The sequence below is a fragment of the Streptomyces lycii genome, from assembly GCF_009735685.1.
GTDB classification, from domain to species: domain Bacteria; phylum Actinomycetota; class Actinomycetes; order Streptomycetales; family Streptomycetaceae; genus Streptomyces; species Streptomyces lycii.
The window spans coordinates 1-17198 of sequence record NZ_WHPN01000348.1; the positions used below are offsets into that span (position 1 = coordinate 1).

Below are 17198 nucleotides of genomic sequence, written 5' to 3' on the forward strand. Positions count from 1 at the left end.
CGGCCCCGCCCCGCCCGGGCCTCGCGCAGCCGACCGGCGTCCTCACCGCTCGTCAGTGCAGCATCCTGAGGCCGATGACACAGCCCACGATGCCCGCCAGCAACAGCACCTTCGGTACGGACGCCGACTCGCCGTCGAAGACCATCGCGTACGTCGCCGTCACCACGGCCCCGATGCCCACCCACACCGCGTACCCCGTGCCGACCGGCAGGGTGCGCAGCGCGTAGGCGAGCCCGCCCATGCTGGCGACCAGGCCGGCGACGAAGACCAGCGTGGGGAGGAGCCGGGAGAAGCCCTCGGACTTGCCGAGGGCGGTCGCCCACACGGCCTCCAGGGCCCCGGAGATGATCAGTACGATCCAGGCCATCGGTTCCTGCTTTCCGGTGCGTTCCGGTGCTTTCCGGTCAGGTGTTCGGGAGGCGGGCGCCGGACGGCGGGCTCAGCGGGTGCCGGTCAGGCCGCCGGTGACGGCGATGATCTCGCCCACGGTGTAGCTGGAGTCCGCGTCGGAGGCCAGGTAGACGTACGCCGGTGCCATCTCCTCCGGCTGGGCCACCCGGCCGAGCGGGCCCTCGCTGCCGAGCTGGGCGAGGCCCTCCTCGGGCATGTTCTGGTCGGCGACGTTGAGCACCGTCCAGGTGGGACCCGGGGCGACCACGTTCGCCCGGATGCCGTCCTTGGCCAGGTGCGAGGCGATCGACTTGGTGAAGTTGACCAGAGCGGCCTTGGAGGCCGCGTAGTCGATCATGGTGTCGCTGCCCTTGAGGGCCTCCTCCGACGCGGTGGCGATGATCGCGTCACCGGCCGTCAGGTGCGGGCGCGCGGCCTGCACCAGGTGGTAGTACGCGTATACGTTGACCTGGAAGGAGCGGTGCCAGTCCGCGGAGGACAGCTGCGACAGATCGGTCTGGCTGTTCAGATGGGCCGCGTTGTTCACCAAAATGTTCAGTCCGCCCAGCCCGCGCACCGTCCGTTCGACGGACTGCCGGCAGAACGACTCCTCGGCCAGGTCGCCCGCCAGCAGCAGGCAGGTCCGGCCCTCGGCCTCCACCGCACGGCGGGTCTCCTCCGCGTCCGGCTGCTCCTCGGGCAGGTGGGTCACGGCGACATCGGCGCCCTCGCGTGCGTACAGGACCGCCACCGCCCGGCCGATGCCCGAGTCGCCCCCGGTGATCAGCGCGACCTTGCCGCGAAGCTTGCCGGCCGCCCGGTAGCGCGCGGCCCGGTAGCGCGGCCTCGGCTCCATGTCCCGCTCCAGCCCCGGAGGCCGCTGCCGCTGCTTGGTGTACGGCGGCCTCGGTTCCGAGGTGATCTGCGGTTCCGCGGCGGGGCCGCGATCGTTCTCCTGCATGCGCGGCAACCTCCTGGTGTCGGCCGTGGCCGTACGGGCGTTTTGTCCGGCCACCTGTGATCACGTAACCCCCGGGCGTCCCGGGCAAACAGCGCCGGAGGAGCGTGAGGCCCGTTCCGCCATCCGTGTTCCGCCGGTGTTCCGGCCCGGCGGACCCCGGCGCCCCGCCCGCCCGGCCGGTCGGCGGAACACACCGTTCCGCGGGGTGTGGCGCGTCCATTTCCGGGGCACCCGGCGGCGGTCGACGATTCCGCTGAAGGAGAACCGATGGGCCGTACGGACAGGATCGCGGAGCCCTGGGGCCGGCGCACTCCCTACGCGAGGGGCGAAGCCTGGCCGGCGCGGGTGGACACCCGGTTGGCCGACGGGCTCGCGCCGGAGGACGTCGACCGCTGGGTGCAGTCGGCCTCGATCCTGCACTCCAACGGGGACGGGCTGGACATCGCCGTCAAGGACGGACGGATCGCCGGGGTCCGGGGCCGCGCCGGGGACCGGGTCAACCACGGGCGGCTCGGCCCGAAGGACCTCTTCGGCTGGCAGGCCAACGCCTCACCCGACCGGCTCCGCCGCCCGCTGGTCCGGCAGGGCGGCGAACTCGTGGAGACCGACTGGGACACGGCGATGGACCGGGTGGCCGCCCGCACCCGGGAGCTGATGGAGGAACGCGGGCCGTCCTCGATCGGCTTCTACACCACCGGGCAGCTCTTCGCCGAGGAGTACTACACCCTCACCCTCATCGCCCGGGGCGGCATCGGCACCAACCACCTGGACGGCAACACCCGGCTGTGCACCTCCACCGCCGCCGAGGCCCTCAAGGAGTCCTTCGCCTGCGACGGCCAGCCCGGTTCGTACACGGACATCGACCACGCCGACACCATCGCCCTGTTCGGGCACAACATGGCCGAGACGCAGACCGTGCTGTGGACCCGGGTCCTGGACCGGCTCGCCGGGCCGAACCCGCCGGTGGTCGTCTGCGTGGACCCGCGCCCGACCCCCGTCGCGCGGGCCGCGACCGTGCACCTGGCTCCGCGCCCCGGCACCAACCTGGCGCTGATGAACGGACTGCTGCACGAGATCATCCGGAACGGCTGGACCGACGAGGACTACATCGACCGGCATGTGACGGGCTACGGGGAACTGCGGGAACGGCTGGAGGCGTACACCCCCGAACACGTGGCGGACATCTGCGGGGTGCCCGCGGAGCAGATCACCGGGACCGCCCGGCTGCTGGGCACCGCCGAACGGCTGCTGTCCACGGTGCTCCAGGGCTTCTACCAGTCGCACCAGGCCACCGCCGCCTCCGTACAGGTCAACAACCTGCACCTGGTCCGCGGCATGCTCGGCCGGCCCGGCTGCGGAGTGCTCCAGATGAACGGACAGCCCACCGCCCAGAACACCCGGGAGTGCGGCGCCAACGGCGACATGCCCGGCTTCCGCAACTGGGAGAACGACGCGCACATGGCGGACCTCGCCCGCGTCTGGAACGTCGATCCGCTCAACATCCCGCACTACGCGCCGCCCACGCACGCCCTGCAGATGTTCCGCTACGCCGAAGAGGGCTCGATCCGGATGCTGTGGATCAGCGGCACCAACCCCGCGGTCTCCCTGCCCGAACTGCGCCGCATCCGCTCCGTGCTGTCCCAGGACCGGCTCTTCCTCGTCGTCCAGGACGCGTTCCTCACCGAGACCGCGCGACTCGCCGACGTCGTGCTGCCCGCGGCGATCTGGGGCGAGAAGACCGGGACCTTCACCAACGCCGACCGCACCGTCCATCTCTCCGAGAAGGCCGTCGAACCCCCGGGGGAGGCCCGCTCCGACCTCGAGATCTTCTGCGACTACGCCCGGCGGCTGGACTTCCGCGACAAGGACGGCGGGCCGCTGGTCCCCTGGAACGATCCGGAGGCGGCGTTCGAGGGGTGGAAGGAGTGCAGCCGGGGCCGCCCCTGCGACTACACCGGCATCACGTACGCCAAGCTGCGCGGCAGCGGCGGCATCCAGTGGCCGTGCGACGAGGACCACCCGGAGGGCACCGAACGGCTCTACGCCGACGGGGCGTTCTGGAGCCGGCCCGACTACTGCGAGAGCTACGGCCGCGACCTGATCACCGGGGCGCCGCTGGAGGAGACCGAGTACCGGGCGCTCAACCCCGACGGCCGGGCGGTGCTCAAGGCCGCCTCGTACTTCCCGCCGCACGAGGCACCCGGCGGGGACCACCCCTTCGCTCTGATCACCGGCCGCACGCTCTACCACTTCCACACCCGCACGAAGACCGCCCGCGCCCCGCAGCTCCAGGCTGCCGCGCCCGAGGTCTGGGTCGAGATCTCGCCGCGCGACGCCGCGGCCCACGGGATCGGGGAGGGCGATCTGGTGGAGATCGGCACACCGCGCGGCACGGTCCGGGCCAGGGCCCGGATCAGCGGCATCCGCGACGACGTCCTCTTCCTGCCCTTCCACTACGGCTACTGGGACACCGGCGGCGGAGACGGGCCCGACGGAGCCGGCCGCGCCGCGAACGAACTGACCATCACCGACTGGGACCCCGTCTCCAAGCAGCCCCTCTTCAAGACCGCCGCCGCCCGGCTGCGCCGTGTCGAAGCCGGCGGCGGCCCGGCGCCGGCACCCACCACCACGGCCTCCGCGCCGGCCACGGCCGGCACCGTGCCCGCGACCCGCGGTGGCGCCGCGGGCGAGGCCGAGGACGACCTGCCCGCCACGCCCACGGGGGGATCCCGATGAAGCTCGGCCTCGTCCTGCACGAAGTGCACCGCGGCGAGAACAGCCTCGCCCGCATGCTGACGCGCCTGTCCGCCACCCACAAGACGGACCACGAGGTCCACCACGTGGCCCGCGACATCGCGGAGTGGTCGCACCAGCACGTGCGGGAACTCGCCGAGGCGGCGGCGCACCACGGGGTACGGCTCGACGACGAGCCCCGGCAGGAACCGGCGGCGGCCGAGTGGCTGCGCGAGAAGACGGGCGAACTCGTGGGCCGCCGCCCCGAGACGGGCCTGCTGCTCCTGCGCGACCTCAGGCGTACGTATCTGAAGGCGGCGGAGGTGTCCGTGGACTGGGAGCTGCTGGCACAGACGGCACAGGCCGCCAAGGACGCGGAGCTGCTGGCGCTGACCAAGCGCTGCCACCCGCAGACACTGCGCCAGGAGCGGTGGGCCAACGCGATGATCAAGGTCGTCTCACCGCAGGTCCTGACCACCTGAGGGGCGGCGTGACCACCTGAGGGGCCGCGTGCGGGTCCTGACGGCCCGGGGCGGGCGCAGGCACCGACGGCCTGCGGGCCGTCGCCGGTCGCCGGGGTCCGCGTGGCGCCTGCTGCCCGGAATCCGCGTGCCGCCCGCTGCCACGGGGCCGCGCGGCGGGATCGCCGGGGCCGCTTCCGGGCAGGCCCGTGCCGGAGCCGGCCGGCCGAGTGCCCGCGGGACTGCGAGCGTGCGCCGGGGCGGGCCCCGGCGCACGCCCGGCCCGTCCTACTGAGCTGCGCCCCCGTCCCCGTCCTCGTCGTCGAGCGCCGTACGCCCCACCAGCCGGCCGTAGCGCTGCCGGGCCGCCTGCGGGGTGCCGAGGCCCAGGCCGAAGGCGATCTCCTGCCACGTCATGCCGCGGCCGCGGGCCATCCGGAGGAAGCCCGCCTCCAGCTCGTCCATCTCCCCGCGCGCCGACGGGATCAGGCTCAGGGCGGCGGTGATGTCGGCGTGGTCGATCTCCGGTTCGCCCTCTTCGAGCTGCGCCGCACCGCTGAGCAGGAACGACACGAGGCGTACCGCTTCGTGCGGGCTGATGACCGAGGGGTGGGTCTGCCGGCGGCGGCGGGCGTCGGTGGCCGCGTGCCGCTCGGCGATCCGGAACAGTGAGGCGTGGGCCCGCCGGGCTCGCGCCTGCTCGGCGCTGGCGGGTGTGAAGACGTCCGTGGACGGATCGCCGGGAGTCGCTGACATGACTTCACCATGAGCCGTTCCCGTCCTGTTGTCAACTGAATGTTGCAAACATAATGTTCAATCGATGGGGCGGGGGAGCGGAGGGCCGGGCGAGGCGTGATCATTGACCCGGCGGCGGAGCCCGAGCTGCCGCTACCAGCCGCTGCGATCCGGGAGACGACCGACATGAAGCTGCGCTGCGCCGTACTGGACGACTTCCAGGATGTCGCCACGACCGTCGCCGACTGGAGCCCCGTCCTGGACCGGGTGGAGGTCACCGGCTTCACGGAGCACTTCGCCAGCGAGGACCAACTGGCCGAGGCGATCGCCGGTTTCGACATCGTCGTCACCCTGCGCGAGCGGGTTCCGTTCCCCGCCTCCCTCTTCGCGCGGCTGCCCCGGTTGAAGCTGCTGGTCGCCACCGGCATGCGCAACACGTCGATCGACTACGCCGCGGCCGCTGGACACGGGGTCACCGTCTGCGGCACGCGGAGCACCTCTGCCCCGCCGGTCGAACACACCTGGGCGCTGCTGCTGGGCCTGGCCCGCGGCATCGTGACGGAGAGCAACGCGCTGCGCGGGAACGGGCCGTGGCAGTCCACGGTCGGCGCGGACCTGCACGGCCGCAGGCTGGGACTGCTCGGACTGGGCAGGATCGGCGGCCGGATGGCACAGATCGGCACGGCGTTCGGCATGGACGTGCTGGCCTGGAGCCAGAACCTGACGCGGGAACGCTGCGAGGAGGTGGGGGCGGTCCTGGCGGCCTCGAAGGAAGAGCTGCTGGAGACCGGCGACTTCGTCTCGGTGCACCTGAAGCTGAGCGACCGGACCCGCGGTCTGCTCGGCACGCCCGAGCTGGCGCTGATGAAGCCGACGGCCTACCTGGTCAACACCTCCCGGGCGGCGATCGTCGACCAGGAGGCTCTGCTCACCGCCCTACGGGAGGGCACGATCGCGGGCGCGGCCGTGGACGTCTTCGACACCGAACCGCTGCCCGCCGGCCACCCGATGCGCTCGGCTCCGCGCCTGCTGGCGACACCGCACCTCGGGTACGTGTCGCGGGACAACTACCGGACGTACTACGGCCAGGCGGTCGAGGACATCCGGGCGTTCCTGGCCGGAGCGCCGGTACGTCGGCTGGGTTGAGGGGATGAGCCTCCGGCCGACCGCCCACAGGTACGCTTGATCGCATCGTCACAGCGGCCCGACGGGCTTCCGCTCCGCTTCCGCGGAGTCTCGAAGGACATGCCCCCACCCGCACGATCACTTCGTGCTGCCTGGGGGCAATTCTTGTTGGTCCGCGCGTCCGCCGAAACGGTCGCCGTCATGGCGTTCGACAGTTCGCTGTTCCTGCACCTCACCGATCAGTTCGTCCGCATGCACGGATACCGGCCGACCGCTTCCGAGGCGCGATCCTGGGAGCGGAGCATCCCGGCTCTGGCGTCGGCGCTCAACGATGCCGGGCTCGGCAGCGTCGAGGTCATGATCGAGTACGCGCTCCCCCTCAACAGCAAGCGCGCCGACGCGGTCCTCGCGGGCGTGCACCCGGTCACGGGAGAGCCGTCATACGTGGTCGTGGAACTGAAGCAGTGGAGCCAGGCGGTCCCCGACGAGGACGACCCGGAGCTGTGCCGGATCGACGTATACACTCATCCGGTCCTGAACCCTGTCGAGCAGGTACGCCGCTACTGCGATTACCTGGTGAACTTCAACGGCGCCGTCTCCGGACACCCCGAACGGGTCAGCGGGGTCGCCTATCTCCACAACGCGACCGAGTTCGGCGTGACGGGACTGCGCGAGCTGGAGGTCGATGACCGGGGACAGATGTTCACCGCCCAGCGCCGTGGCGAGTTCATCGAGTACCTCCGCGGCAAACTCAGCGACAAGCATCCCGGCGCACGCGCCGCCGACGACCTGACCGACGGCAGAACGGCCCCGTCCAGGCAACTGATGTCCGTAGCGGCCCGGGAAGTGCGTGAGCGCGAGCAATTCGTGCTGCTGGACGAACAACAGGTCGCCTACCGTACGGTTCTCAACGCTGTCCGCCGGGCGAAGCGCGCCGATCACAAAGAGGTGATCGTCATTACCGGAGGCCCCGGGACGGGCAAGAGTGTCATCGCGCTCTCCCTGCTCGGCGAGTTGTTCCGACAGGGGGTACCGGCCCTGCATGCCACCGGGTCACAGTCCTTCACGAAGACCATGCGGAAAGTCGCCGGCGCTCGCAAGCGTGAGGTTCAGGACCTTTTCAAGTACTTCAACAGCTTCATGACGGCAGAGAAGAACAGCTTGGAAGTGTTGCTCTGCGACGAGGCGCACCGGATCCGCGAGACTTCCGCCCTGCGCTACACGCCGGCTGCTCAGCGCACCGGAAAGCCGCAGATCGACGAACTCATCGATGTGGCACGCGTCCCTGTCTTCCTGCTCGACGAACACCAGGTGGTGCGTCCGGGCGAGATGGGTACCGTTGCGGAGATCGAGGCGGCCGCTGCGGCCAAAGGCCTCAGCAGCCGCGTCATCCCGCTGGACAGCCAGTTCCGCTGCGGTGGCAGCGACGCCTATCTGCGCTGGGTGGTCCGTCTCCTCGGCCTGGAGCCCGGAGGCCCGGTCGTGTGGGAGCCCGATGACCGCATGGAGCTCCGGGTGGCCGATGGCCCCGCGGAGATGGAGGCGTTCCTCGAAGGCCGGCGGTCGCGGGGCTACGGGGCCCGCATGGCCGCGGGCTACTGCTGGACCTGGTCGAAGGAACCGCGGCCCGGGGAGCCGCTCCCGGCGGACGTGAAGATCGGGGACTGGGCCAGGCCCTGGAACGTGCGTGGTGACCGTGCCGTCTCGGGCGCACCGCCCTCCGCGCTCTGGGCCACCGACCCTGCTGGATTCGGCCAGGTCGGCTGCGTCTACACGGCGCAGGGATTCGAGTACGACTGGTCCGGTGTCATCATCGGTCCCGACCTGGTCTGGCGGGGGGATCACTGGGTTACGGACCGCACGGCGTCCAAGGACCCCGTCTTCAAGAAGTCGACTCCGAACGAGACGGTGGACCGGTTGATTCGTAACACGTACAAGGTGCTGCTGACCCGGGGAATGGTCGGAACGGTCGTTTGTTCGACCGATCGGGAGACACAGGAGAAGCTGCGGGAGCTGATCGGGACGAGCCGGGAGGCCGCTGCGGTCTGAGTGCCGGCTGTACCCGTGCCTCCGAAGGGCGGGCAGTCCGGGAACACCGCCCGGAGCCGGTGCTGACTCTCTAGGATGATCCTCACCTGTTGCGGCCCGACGGGCTTCCTGCACGGACACGCCCCCACCCGCACGAGCTACTCGTGCCTGGGGGAACCACTTCGTGTCCATGCTTCTGCTGAAGCTGTCGGCAAGGGACCTGCTCACTCTGAACACCCGGCGCCGGATGGTGCCGCACCTCGCGGAACGCTGGAAGCACTTCCGCGGTACGGAAGCTTCGCTCGGCGAACGGTCCGCCTGGGCCGAGAGCCTGATCGATCTGGCCAAGGATCTGATGGCCGCCGGCCGCGGTGACGTACAGATGATCGTCGAATGCGCGGCGACGGTGCACGAGGACCTCCGTTCCGGAAATCCACGCCTCATCGACACGGTCCTGATCGGTCAGCATCCGGGAACCCGGGACATTTCCGTTCAGCTGGTCGAGTTGAAACGCTGGTCGACCGTAACCAGGATCGAGGCGGCCACCGCCGAACTGGTGCACGTGCCGGGCCTGGGGAGGCGTAAGCATCCCGCCGTGCAACTCCGCGAGACCCATGATCTCTTCACCGGTGACGACGGGCCGTTGGCGGGCCTGAGCTTCGAGTGCGGCGGCTTCGCCTACTTGCACAACGCGACCGATGAATCGGTCGCGCCGCTGTTCGATCCCGGGGTGCCCACCGGACCCTACGCGCGCACCTACACGAAGGACAGCCGCGAGACACTCCTGCAGGACCTCCGGGCGAACTTCGCGGAGGAGGGCGGGGACTCCGCGGCCGAGTTACTTCTGCGCCGCATGAATCTGCGCAACACCCCGCTTCTCGATGCCATGATCAAGTCACATGGTGAGGACACCGTCTTCACCCTGCGGGGACGACAGAAGGCAGTCGCGGAGGATGTGACGCGGACGGTCACGCGGATGCTCGGCGACCCGGGCCAGACGGTGCTGCTGCCCGACTCGAGACGAGCCGTGTTCCTGGTGACCGGCGGAGCCGGAACCGGCAAGAGTGCCATCGGGCTGCAACTCAAGGCGGAGTTGGAAGCGCAGGGCCGATCCGTCAAGTACGCGAGCGGATCACGAGCCTTCAACGGAGCGATGCAGCAGCATGTCGGCTACGGGGACAGGGAATTCCGGGAGAGCTTCACCTACTTCAGCAGCTTTGTCACCCCGCCGGACCCGCCCCTGGACGTACTCATCTGCGACGAGGCTCACCGGCTGCGCGACCGGTCCACGAACCGGTTCATGCCCCCGGAGAAACAGGGCACACAACCACAGGTGGACGATGTGCTGGACGCTGCCCGGCTCACGGTGTTCTTTCTGGACGAAAGTCAGTGCGTGCGGGCCAACGAGGTCGGTACGACGCGGCTGATCGAGGATGCGGCGGCGCGGCGCGGCATCACACCGGTTCGTTACCGGCTGCAGGAACAGTTCCGGTGTGGCGGCAGTGACGCCTACGTGCGCTGGGTGCGGGATCTCTTGGGACTTTCGGACGAGGGGCCCGCCGAGTGGACGCCGGACGGGCTGATGCACATCGAGGTCGCCGACACTCCGGAGGACCTGGAGAAGATCATCCGCGCTGAGGCGCAGGCGGGTGCCTCGGCACGTATGGTCGCCGGCTACTGCTGGCCCTGGACGAAGCCGCAGGGGGAGGAGAGGCGGCTCGAGGCGGACGTTCGGATCGGTGACTGGCACCGCCAATGGAATGCCGACAGCACAAGCTTCTGCGAGAACGGAACGGCACCTCCGTCCCGAATCTGGTCGGTGCATCCGGCCGGTATCGACCAGATCGGCTGTGTGTACACGGCGCAGGGTCTCGAATGGGACTGGTGCGGCGTCATCATGGGCGACGACATGGTCTGGCGCGACGGATGCTGGGTTTTCCAGCGCGGTAAGCGACGGAAGGATCCCGCCGATCCAGCAGTCGACCGAGTGAAGGTACCGGGGTCACTCGACAGGAAGGTGACAGCGAGCAGTCTGAGCGACGAGGAATTCGCCCGCTGTATCCGCAACACCTACAACGTACTGCTGACCCGTGCGAGCCGGGCGACGGTGCTCTACTCCACGGATGAGGAAACGCAGACCCACCTGAAGTGCATGGTGGGTGACGCCGAAATCCATGGCCTGCGCCCCACGTGGTACAACCTTCCCCTGGAAGCCCGAGTGCCTCACCTTGCCCGTCCTGCCAGGGGCAGAGGCCGCAGCCGTGAGCGGAAGCGGATCCGGCGCAGGAACAACGGGCAGCGGAAGTTGTTCTGACCCTGCCCGCCCGACCGCGTTCACGGACGCCCGCTCGCGCGGTGGTGGCGGGTTCGCCGGACCCGCCACCCACTCGTCTCAGACGAGCCAGTACGCTGCCGCTGCCAGGCTTTCCAGCACGAGGTCGGAAAGCAACCCGGCAGTGGCGCCGATCAGCACCTCGCGGTACCAGACGCGGCGCGCAGGCTTGTACTCGACAGGGTTCATCTTGGACCACTCCTCGGAGGCGAACGCGGAATGGTAGGGATCGCCCTACCGGGCGTCCGTCCTCGCGCATGCGAGGTCCACAAGGGTGGCTTCACCATCCGGCGCCCACGCCCGGGACAGGGCCGTGAACCCGCTTCGTACCCTCCGGGAAGGTGCGCAGCGTGATGTCATGCTAAGGCATGGCGGGTTGGTACTTCGGGTGCGCAGACTTTCCGGGTGCGCAGGCGTGCCGGTCGCGCGGTACGCCTGCCCGGGATGCCGCCCCCGCTGGTGTCAGTCCTGGAACAGCCGGTCCGATCCAGGGCCGCCCGAGAGGGTGTCCGTGCCGCCGCCGCCGTACAGGAAGTCGTTGCCGCTGTTGCCGTGGAGCGTGTCGTCGCCGGCGCGGCCCAGGAGGGAGTCGTGGCCGGTGCCGCCGTACAGGGTGTCGTCGGCGTCGGTGCCGATCAGGGTGTCGTTGCCCGCGCCTCCGGTGGCGCCGTAGTCCGGTGCGGAGAGCAGGTCGTCGCCGTCCCCGCCGGACTGCGATCCGCCCACCAGGGTGTCATTGCCGCCGTCGCCGTACAGCAGTTCGTGGCCCGTGCCGTTGAGGCTGTCGTCGGCCGGGCCGCCGTGGATCGCGTTCTCGTTGCCCGCCCTGATCGTCAGGTCGTCGTTCTGGTCGCCCGTGTCGGCGTACACGCGTGTCCAGAAGTCGCCGAACTCGGTCAGTCTGCAGACGACTTCGGTCAGGTCGGCGGGGTCGGGGTGCGCGCATCCCGCGCCGGGATCGATCGGTACGACGTCGTCGATGGTGAATTCCGTCTGGCCGTTGGCGTCGGTGATCACCACCTCGTTCGTCTGGCCCGGTGCGGCCTCGTAGTACACGGCATGGCCGCCGTCGTCGGCGTAGGCCCTGGCGGTCTCGGCGGCGGCGTTCGCCGCCGACGGCGGTGCGGTGGCGAGAAGTCCGGCAGCCGCCAGGACCACTGTGGCGACGGGCGCGATCCGACGTGACATGAGATCCCCCTGGATACGTCGGTGACGGGATGACACCGGGCAAGACCGGCGAGCCGGGCGGAAGGTTGTCCTTTCGCCCGGCTCGCCTCCCGTGTCCCTGCCGGCCACGGCCCGGCCGAGCCGCGAGGATGAGACCGGCAGCGAGGCGGACGACGGCGAGGAGAGCGTTTCGATGAGCGGCCAGGGTGCTGACGCCGTCCGGACGGGCCCCCTGCGGCGGCTCATGCGCGGGCGGGACCCGGAGGAGGAGCACCGCGCGGCGACGCCGCTGGAACTGCTCTTCGACCTGACGTTCGTGGTCGCGGTCGCCCAGGCCTCGGTCCAGTTGCACCACGCACTCGCCGAGGGGCACCCCGGTGCCGGAGTGGCGACGTACGCCGCCGTGTTCTTCGCGATCTGGTGGGCGTGGATGAACTTCACCTGGTTCGCCTCCGCCTACGACACCGACGACGTGCCCTACCGGCTGCTGACGCTGCTGCAGATGGCCGGTGTGCTGGTGCTGGCCGCCGGAGTGCCCGCCGTGTTCCGGGACGGCGACTTCACCGTGGTGGTGATCGGCTACGTCATCATGCGTCTGGCGCTGGTCACCCAGTGGCTGCGGTCCGCGGCCGAGCACCCGCAGGGCCGCGGCGCCGCGCTGCGCTACGCCGCCGGCATCACCGTGGTGCAGGCCGGGTGGATCGCCCGGCTGTGGGCGCCGGACGCGTGGGCCTGGGGCACCTTCGTGGTGCTGGCGGCGGCCGAGCTGGCCGTGCCCGCCTGGGCCGAGTGCGGCCGCCGCACCAACTGGCACCCTGGGCACATCGCCGAGCGGTACGGGCTGTTCACCATCATCGTCCTCGGTGAGGTCATCCTCGGATCGCTCGCCGCCGTCCAGACCGCCGTGACCGACCACGGCCTGTCCACTCCCGTCCTGCTGCTCGCGGTGGGCGGGCTGCTGCTGGTCTTCGCCCTCTGGTGGATCTGCTTCACGGGCGGCGACGCCCGGCTGCCGACCCTGCGCACGGCGCTGACCTGGGGATACGGCCACTATCTGGTGTTCGCCGCGCTTGCCGCGATCGGCTCGGGGATGGAGGCGGCCCTGGACGCCGTGGAGCACCACGGGCATGTGTCGACGCGGGGGGCGGGGCTGGCGATCGCTGTCCCCGTCGTGATCGTGCTGGGCGTGCTGGGCCTGCTGCACCGGATCACCGCCACCGGGGCGATGGGCCACGTCTTGATGGTCCTCCCCGGTGTCCTGGTGGTGTCGGCCCTGGGGTTCGGCGCCCCGGCGCTGGGCATCGGCGGGGCCGTCCTCGGCATGGGCCTGGCCGTGAGCGCCACCCTGGCCGCGAATCTCTTCGCCGTCCGCCACCACGGTGCCGACGTGCGGTGACATGGCCTCGGTGCCTGTGCCCGGTGACACGGTTCGGTGCCGGTGCGCGGTGACATGGCCTCGGCGTCGGAGCGCGCCGGCACGGCCCCGGTGCGGGTGCGGGGGGACGGTACCGGGCGCCGGGCGGCACCGGTCCTGAGCGTGGCCGGGCGCCCGGTCACCGCCGAAGCCCCCTCGCGGGCCGCGCTGCCCGGCGCCTCGCCGCGGTGCCTGTCGGCCGCGGGGATACGGGGGAGCGGCCCCGCTTCCGGAACGCGGCCTACGGAGCCCCCGCTTCCGAATCCGGCTTACGGAGTCCCCCCTTACGAGCCCGACTTACGGAGTCGCGCTTCCGGAACCCTCTTCCAGAGTCGTGCTTCCGGGCCCGGCTTGCGAAGCTCCGTTCCGGAGTCGCGCTTCCGGAGCCCCCTTCCGTAGCCCCCCTTCCGGACACCCGCGCACCCGCCGCCGTACGTGCCCCAGCTTCCGTGAGCCGTCCGCCCCGGTCGAACCTCGCCCCGCCCCGGCCGGACCCCGCCCCGTTCCGTCCCGGCCGAGCCCCGGAGCCCGACCGGGACCCCGGACCCCGTACCCGTAGATCCGCTCGGCCCGCTCGGCCGCTCCGTGTGCGCACGGCGCACGCGGACCGGGCCGGGGGACGGCGTCAGTCCTCCGCCGCCCGCCGCCACGCGGACTCCCGCAGCAGCCGCAGCCCGTTGAGGCCGACGAGAACGGTCGAGCCCTCGTGCCCGGCGACGCCGAGCGGCAGCGGCAGATGCCCGGCCAGATCCCAGATCACCAGGACGCCGATGCACACGGAGGCGATGACCAGGTTCTGCACCACCAGCCGCCGGGCCCGCCGCGAGAGCGCCACGACGGCCGGTACCGCGGCGAGTTCGTCGCGCACCACGACGGCGTCGGCGCTCTCCAGCGCCAGATCGGACCCGGCCCGGCCCATGGCGATGCCGCTGTGCGCGGCGGCCAGCGCGGGCGCGTCGTTCACCCCGTCGCCCACCACGAGGACCCGTTCACCCGCCTCCTCCCACGCCCGTACGGCGGCGACCTTGTCCTGCGGCAGCAGCCCGGCCCGTACGTCCGTGATCCCGGCGTCCGCCGCCACCAGGGCCGCGGCACGCCGGTTGTCGCCGGTCAGCACCGCCGGAGCCGCCCCGGTGAGCCGGCCCAGGGAGGCGACGGCCTCTGCCGCGCCGGGACGCAGCCGGTCCGCGACGGCCAGAACGGCCACCGGTGCGCCGTCGGCCAGCACCACGACGGCGGTGCGGCCCTGCTCCTCCATCTCCGCCACCGCCGTACGGGCTTCCCCGGCCGCGCCGCCGAGGAGCCGTGCCGGGCTGCCGACCCGCACCGTACGGTCCCCGACCTGCGCCCGCACGCCGCGGCCCGGCGCCGCCGAGAAGTCCCGCGCCGTCTCCGGGCGGATGCCGCGCTCCCGTGCCGCCGCCACCACCGCCCGCGCCAGCGGGTGCTCGCTGGGGTGCTCGGCTGCCGCGGCCAGGGCCAGCACCTGCCGCTCGTCCAGCCCGCCGCCCGCCAGGATCCGCACCTCGGTGACCCGCGGGGTGCCCTCGGTGAGGGTGCCGGTCTTGTCCAGCGCGACCCGGGTCACCGTCGCCAGCCGCTCCATCACCACGGCCGACTTGACGAGGACGCCGTGCCGTCCGGCGTTGGCGATCGCCGACAGCAGCGGCGGCATGGTGGCCAGCACCACCGCGCACGGCGAGGCCACGATCATGAAGGTCATGGCCCGCAGCAGGGTCCCGGTGAAGTCGGCGCCGAAGGCGAGCGGGACGGCGAACAGCGCGAGGGTGGCGGCCACGACCCCGACCGAATAGCGCTGCTCGACCTTCTCGATGAACAGTTGGGTGGGCGCCTTGGTGGCGCTCGCCTCCTCGACCATGGCCACGATCCGGGCGATGACCGACTCGGAGGCGTCCCGGCCGACGCGCACCCGCAGCGTCCCGGTGCCGTTGAGGGTGCCGGCGAACACCTCGTCGCCCGCCGTCTTCGGCACGGGCAGCGGCTCGCCGGTGATGGTGGCCTGGTCCGCCTCGCTCGTCCCGTCGAGCACGGTGCCGTCGGCGGGCAGCCGCTCGCCGGGACGTACGAGGACGACGTCGCCGACCCGCAGACCGGCCACCTCCACGCTTTCTTCCCCGCCGTCCGCGGTCAGCCGCCGCGCCGTGGCCGGGGCCAGGTCGAGCAGGCCGCGCACCGAGTCCTCGGTGCGCCGCGTGGCCAGGGCCTCCAGCGCACCGGAGACCGCGAAGATCACGATCAGCAGTCCGCCGTCGAGGAACTGCCCGATGGCCGCCGCGCCCAGCGCGGCCACCACCATCAGCAGGTCGACGTCGAGCCGCCGCTCCCGCAGCGCCTGGAGCCCCGCCCACCCCGGGTCCCGGCCCCCGGCCGCGTAGCAGACCGCGTAGAGCGGCCCCCAGGCCCAGGCGGGCGCGCCGGCCAGGTCGAGCGGGAACGCCAGCAGGAACATGAACAGGGCCAGCGCCGCCCAGCGGACCTCCGGCAGAGCCAGCAGCCGGGTACGCCGGGACCGTACGGCTGCCGGGGGGCCGGAGACCGGGGACGGCCGGTCGTCGACCAGGGAAGACGTCATGGAGCGCACCTTGTTGTCGGGTGATGGTTATCGGTGATGTCGGGAGATCGCAGGTGTTTCCGGGTGATGCCGGGTGTTTCCGGCATCACCGGGCGCTGCCGGCCGCGGCACGGGCCCGGTGGGTGCGTCCACCATAGCGGAACACATGAAGAGATGTTCAAGTATGCCTGCGAGTACGATGACCGCATGGGACACGGAGCCGACGGCCGGATCACACCCGCGGCGCATCTCGACGCGGACTCGGCGGCCACCATCGCCGCCACCCTGCAGGCGCTGGCCACCCCGTCCCGGCTGATGATCCTGACCCGGCTGCGGCAGGGGCCGTGCGGAGTGGGGGAGCTCGCGGACGCGGTGAGCATGGAGCAGTCGGCGGTCTCCCACCAACTGCGGCTGCTGCGCGCCCTGGGCCTGGTGACCGGTTCGCGCCAGGGCCGCCGCATCGTCTACAGCCTGTACGACAGCCATGTCGCCCAGCTGCTGGACGAGGCCGTCTACCACATCGAGCATCTGCGCCTGGGCGCCCGCGACCTTCCGGACGGGGAGGACCGGGGCTGACCCCGGCGAGCCGTTGCCGGTGAGGAGCCGGGCGGTGCCACCGCCTCAGTGCCGCACGGCCACCCGATCCGGTGATCGCTCGTCACTTTCCCGTACGCCGCTCGATAGCAGGGGGGCCGCGCCAACTGCGGTGCCATGACGGGAAATTGAGGAGTCGGTATGAGCGCTCGACGCGTGAAGGTCCTGTTCCGGGGAGCGATGTGGGCGGCGGGCCTGGTGCTGGCGGCCGGGCTGCCGGCCGGTCCGGCATACGCCGACGAGACCCACCGCGACGCGCACAACGGGCCGAGCTTCGCGCTGGTCCGTACCGGGCAGATCGACGATCCGATGGAAGACGTTCTCGAGCACACCCTGCTGCTGGGCGGCGATTACGCCTGGGACTGAGACACGCCGGGCGCGGTCCCGGAACCGGTTGTGGCGCGNGGCCGCCGCGCCACGAGTCCGGTGGAGCGGTGCGGGATCAGCTCCCGCGGTGTACTGCCGTCCCGGTCACGGACGTGCCGGTCCGGATCTCACGCCCCGGCCGCCGTCGCCGCCGCTGTTGGGGGTCGCGGCGGCACCCGGCCGGCGGGCAGCCGGCCGGCGGCGTACTTCCGGTCGAAGTGGTTACCGGGGCGGGGAGGGCCGATCGCTCAGCTCATCCGGATGTTGGAGCTGCCGGAGCTCTGGTAGCCCTCGGTGGCCATGATCATGTAGTAGTTGAA

Annotated in this window: 14 protein-coding genes and 1 pseudogene; 8 read left to right on the plus strand and 7 right to left on the minus strand. The window is 71.4% G+C overall.

Translation table 11 applies throughout. The features are described 5' to 3' along the window. Positions 1-52: 52 nt before the first annotated feature. Entirely contained in the window at positions 53-367 is a 315-nt protein-coding gene (locus tag GCU69_RS22585) for a DMT family transporter (protein WP_098754720.1), read from the minus strand. 72 nt (positions 368-439) lie between these two features. After that, a complete protein-coding gene (locus tag GCU69_RS22590; protein WP_098754719.1) occupies positions 440-1351 on the minus strand; it encodes an SDR family oxidoreductase in 912 nt (303 codons plus the stop codon). A gap of 267 nt (positions 1352-1618) precedes the next feature. On the opposite strand from GCU69_RS22590, the gene GCU69_RS22595 reads away from it, so the two are divergent. Together GCU69_RS22595 and GCU69_RS22600 are read left to right on the plus strand one after the other, a co-directional pair. Further along, on the plus strand, positions 1619-4087 hold the full coding sequence (locus tag GCU69_RS22595; RefSeq protein WP_156207021.1) for a molybdopterin oxidoreductase family protein: 2469 nt from the start codon (positions 1619-1621) through the stop codon (positions 4085-4087). Beyond that, positions 4084-4566, plus strand: a complete 483-nt coding sequence (locus GCU69_RS22600; protein WP_098754717.1) for a hypothetical protein — start codon at positions 4084-4086, stop codon at positions 4564-4566. The genes GCU69_RS22595 and GCU69_RS22600 overlap by 4 nt, the downstream gene beginning before the upstream one ends. A gap of 267 nt (positions 4567-4833) precedes the next feature. Here GCU69_RS22600 and GCU69_RS22605 read toward each other — a convergent pair whose 3' ends face one another. Then, positions 4834-5301 carry a DNA-binding protein gene (locus GCU69_RS22605; protein WP_098754716.1) on the minus strand — a complete coding sequence of 156 codons (468 nt, stop codon included), beginning with the start codon at positions 5299-5301 and terminating at the stop codon, positions 4834-4836. Between the two features lie 165 nt (positions 5302-5466). On the opposite strand from GCU69_RS22605, the gene GCU69_RS22610 reads away from it, so the two are divergent. The 3 genes from GCU69_RS22610 to GCU69_RS22620 all read left to right on the plus strand — a co-directional run bounded on the left by GCU69_RS22610 (position 5467) and on the right by GCU69_RS22620 (position 10747). Further along, a complete protein-coding gene (locus GCU69_RS22610) occupies positions 5467-6426 on the plus strand; it encodes a D-2-hydroxyacid dehydrogenase family protein (RefSeq protein ID WP_156207025.1) in 960 nt (319 codons plus the stop codon). A 144-nt stretch (positions 6427-6570) separates the two neighbouring features. Then, positions 6571-8454, plus strand: coding sequence for a DUF2075 domain-containing protein (locus GCU69_RS22615; RefSeq protein ID WP_156207022.1), 1884 nt, complete (start codon positions 6571-6573; stop codon positions 8452-8454). A 169-nt stretch (positions 8455-8623) separates the two neighbouring features. After that, the gene (locus GCU69_RS22620; protein ID WP_156207026.1) at positions 8624-10747 is read left to right on the plus strand and encodes a DUF2075 domain-containing protein; all 2124 of its coding nucleotides are present in this window, start codon (positions 8624-8626) and stop codon (positions 10745-10747) included. Positions 10748-10825: 78 nt separating this feature from the next. On the opposite strand, the gene GCU69_RS33975 is transcribed toward GCU69_RS22620, so the two are convergent. Both GCU69_RS33975 and GCU69_RS22625 read right to left on the minus strand, forming a co-directional pair. Then, positions 10826-10954, minus strand: coding sequence for a DUF6408 family protein (locus tag GCU69_RS33975; protein WP_235978640.1), 129 nt, complete (start codon positions 10952-10954; stop codon positions 10826-10828). 273 nt (positions 10955-11227) lie between these two features. Next, positions 11228-11953, minus strand: coding sequence for a calcium-binding protein (locus GCU69_RS22625; RefSeq protein ID WP_156207023.1), 726 nt, complete (start codon positions 11951-11953; stop codon positions 11228-11230). Between the two features lie 172 nt (positions 11954-12125). Between GCU69_RS22625 and GCU69_RS22630 the strand changes: the two genes are divergently transcribed. Next, positions 12126-13328, plus strand: a complete 1203-nt coding sequence (locus tag GCU69_RS22630; protein WP_235978641.1) for a low temperature requirement protein A — start codon at positions 12126-12128, stop codon at positions 13326-13328. A gap of 643 nt (positions 13329-13971) precedes the next feature. Here the strand turns inward: GCU69_RS22630 and GCU69_RS22635 are convergent. Next, on the minus strand, positions 13972-15939 hold the full coding sequence (locus GCU69_RS22635) for a heavy metal translocating P-type ATPase (RefSeq protein ID WP_156207024.1): 1968 nt from the start codon (positions 15937-15939) through the stop codon (positions 13972-13974). 186 nt (positions 15940-16125) lie between these two features. Between GCU69_RS22635 and GCU69_RS22640 the strand changes: the two genes are divergently transcribed. Continuing rightward, a complete protein-coding gene (locus GCU69_RS22640) occupies positions 16126-16494 on the plus strand; it encodes an ArsR/SmtB family transcription factor (protein ID WP_098750843.1) in 369 nt (122 codons plus the stop codon). A 159-nt stretch (positions 16495-16653) separates the two neighbouring features. After that, entirely contained in the window at positions 16654-16878 is a 225-nt protein-coding gene (locus tag GCU69_RS22645; RefSeq protein ID WP_408055835.1) for a hypothetical protein, read from the plus strand. Positions 16879-17126: 248 nt separating this feature from the next. Here the strand turns inward: GCU69_RS22645 and GCU69_RS34610 are convergent. Then, positions 17127-17198 (minus strand): annotated as a pseudogene (locus tag GCU69_RS34610) (glycoside hydrolase family 11 protein); the annotation flags it as partial.

Excerpts from the sequence above, each read along its gene's own strand:
- GCU69_RS22610 (WP_156207025.1), top strand. The coding sequence starts at position 5,467 with ATGAAGCTGCGCTGCGCCGTACTGGACGACTTCCAGGATGTCGCCACG.
- GCU69_RS22590 (WP_098754719.1), bottom strand. The coding sequence starts at position 1,351 with ATGCAGGAGAACGATCGCGGCCCCGCCGCGGAACCGCAGATCACCTCG.
- GCU69_RS22585 (WP_098754720.1), bottom strand. The coding sequence starts at position 367 with ATGGCCTGGATCGTACTGATCATCTCCGGGGCCCTGGAGGCCGTGTGG.
- GCU69_RS22625 (WP_156207023.1), bottom strand. The coding sequence starts at position 11,953 with ATGTCACGTCGGATCGCGCCCGTCGCCACAGTGGTCCTGGCGGCTGCC.
- GCU69_RS22640 (WP_098750843.1), top strand. The coding sequence starts at position 16,126 with ATGGGACACGGAGCCGACGGCCGGATCACACCCGCGGCGCATCTCGAC.
- GCU69_RS22630 (WP_235978641.1), top strand. The coding sequence starts at position 12,126 with ATGAGCGGCCAGGGTGCTGACGCCGTCCGGACGGGCCCCCTGCGGCGG.
- GCU69_RS22645 (WP_408055835.1), top strand. The coding sequence starts at position 16,654 with ATGAGCGCTCGACGCGTGAAGGTCCTGTTCCGGGGAGCGATGTGGGCG.
- GCU69_RS22605 (WP_098754716.1), bottom strand. The coding sequence starts at position 5,301 with ATGTCAGCGACTCCCGGCGATCCGTCCACGGACGTCTTCACACCCGCC.
- GCU69_RS33975 (WP_235978640.1), bottom strand. The coding sequence starts at position 10,954 with ATGAACCCTGTCGAGTACAAGCCTGCGCGCCGCGTCTGGTACCGCGAG.
- GCU69_RS22600 (WP_098754717.1), top strand. The coding sequence starts at position 4,084 with ATGAAGCTCGGCCTCGTCCTGCACGAAGTGCACCGCGGCGAGAACAGC.
- GCU69_RS22635 (WP_156207024.1), bottom strand. The coding sequence starts at position 15,939 with ATGACGTCTTCCCTGGTCGACGACCGGCCGTCCCCGGTCTCCGGCCCC.
- GCU69_RS22595 (WP_156207021.1), top strand. The coding sequence starts at position 1,619 with ATGGGCCGTACGGACAGGATCGCGGAGCCCTGGGGCCGGCGCACTCCC.
- GCU69_RS22620 (WP_156207026.1), top strand. The coding sequence starts at position 8,624 with ATGCTTCTGCTGAAGCTGTCGGCAAGGGACCTGCTCACTCTGAACACC.